Genomic DNA, 1,741 nt, shown 5'->3' on the forward strand with positions numbered 1-1,741 from the left:
CTAGCTGGCTATAGGTCGTGTCAAGTGCATGCCCCGGGCATGACGGTTCGCCCCGTGTGTCTGGCGGGCGTTCTGAGGTGTTTGTGGAGGCGGCGGTTTGGTGGCTGGGCCGGTGTGGTTCCGGGGGCGCCCACGCTGACTTATGCGACTTCGGCTATTTCACCCGGGTCATCTGGCGTCGTTCGGGTTGCCCGCGGGGCGAAGGGCCGGGCGCCAAGCTAGAGACGGCGTAACGCGGGAAGCGTCCGCCATAGCTGTATCGGCGTCTGGTCCGGCCCTTCGTCGGTTCCAGCGTCTCACCGCGGGCCGGGGTTGTGAAGGGATGCTGCGTGCACCTCCTTTGGCCCGGGGAGGGGGATGTCTGGTTGGCCTCATGGTGTGCCGCGGTTTGTCATTTCCAGCGGCCGGGGTCGTAGCTGGTCTGGTCCCGGACCATGGCGTAGGCGATCCGGGATGCGCGGTGCGCCATCGCGCAGGCGATGACGCCGCCGTGCTTGCCTCTGGTCCTGAGCGCCGCGGCGTAGGTCCGGCTGGGCGCGTCATTGAACCAGAGCCCCATGCCGAGATCGACCAGGGCCCGGCGCAGTGCCACGCTGCCTTCCCTGCTGATGGATCCGTCGCGTCGTTTGCCTGCCGATTCGTACTGGGTGGGTGACAGACCCGATGCCCGGTAGATCTGTGACGGTCCGGGCCAGCGGTGCGGGTCGCCCAGGGCGCCGCCGTAGTTGCCGGCGCGGACCACGCCCCAGCCCGGGGTGGTGGTGAGGGTCGCAAAGGGGCTCAGCGGCAGCAGCCGGGCGAGTTCGGCCTCGGATGCGTCGATCTGTGTGCTGAGTTCGGCCAGCAGGGCCAGATCGGCGGCCAGAACGCGTCGGGCCACCGGTGCGTCCACTGTGGTCAGCGCGTCGCGGGCAGCATCCACGAGCCGTTCGGCCAGCGGCTGGCGCACGTGGAGCCCCCGGGCGGCGGCGAACCGGATGAACCGGGCGGTGCCCAGTGCGGCGAGCCGCTTCGGCTCGGAGAATTCAGCGGCCACGAGCCTTCCGACTTTCGTGCCGAGCACGTCCGGCAGGACCAGGGTCAGCCCGGGGAAGGCCCGGTCCAGCTGGCCCAGCAGCTGGTTCTTCGTCGCGGTTCGCGCCTGGACCCTGCGGGTCCGGTGGGCCGCCCACGCGCCGAGTTCGCCGAGCACAGCCTCGCGCGCAGTCACAGGAACGCCGCGGCCGCTGAGGACCAGCTCGGTGATCGCTTCCAGATCCAGGGCGTCGGTCTTGATCCGCCGGCGTCCCTGGACCCTGCGCTGCTCGGCCACGTGCGCGGGATTCAGTTCCAGCACCTGCCAGCCTGCGGGCCACACGGACGGGGTGAGCAGCGGCCGGTGGTAATGCCCGGCAGCTTCGATCCCGACTCTCACGGGGGCATCGATGCCGGCCAGCCTGGTCCTGATCAAGGCCAGKACCCCGTCCAGTCCCCGCCCCGACATCTCAAAGTCCAGCGGACCCAACAGGCGGTGCCGGGCGGCATCGGTGACCGACAACGCGACCATCCTCTTGCCAACATCGACAGCAACAACAACGGGTGAATCACCGCCCGCCGCGGCCTGAACAGACATAACAAACACCTCCGAAGGCGTCGGGAGGATCCCGCGGATCAGCCCCGGGTCCTCAAGGGAATCTGATACATCCCGTCCTGGCATCTCCGGAGGTGTTTGTGAAGGACAGACTCAACTCATATCAGCTGT

General features: G+C 68.6%; 1 protein-coding gene. It reads right to left on the reverse strand.

Annotation, left to right across the window (positions count from 1 at the left end; genetic code table 11):
* Window positions 1-391: 391 nt before the first annotated feature.
* Window positions 392-1,612 (reverse strand): IS110 family RNA-guided transposase, encoded by a 1,221-nt coding sequence (locus AC1DXI_RS20710; protein WP_476940146.1) that lies wholly within the window; start codon window positions 1,610-1,612, stop codon window positions 392-394.
* Between the last annotated feature and the right edge of the window lie 129 nt (window positions 1,613-1,741).

It is taken from the genome of Arthrobacter sp. P1_H7, assembly GCF_056405215.1.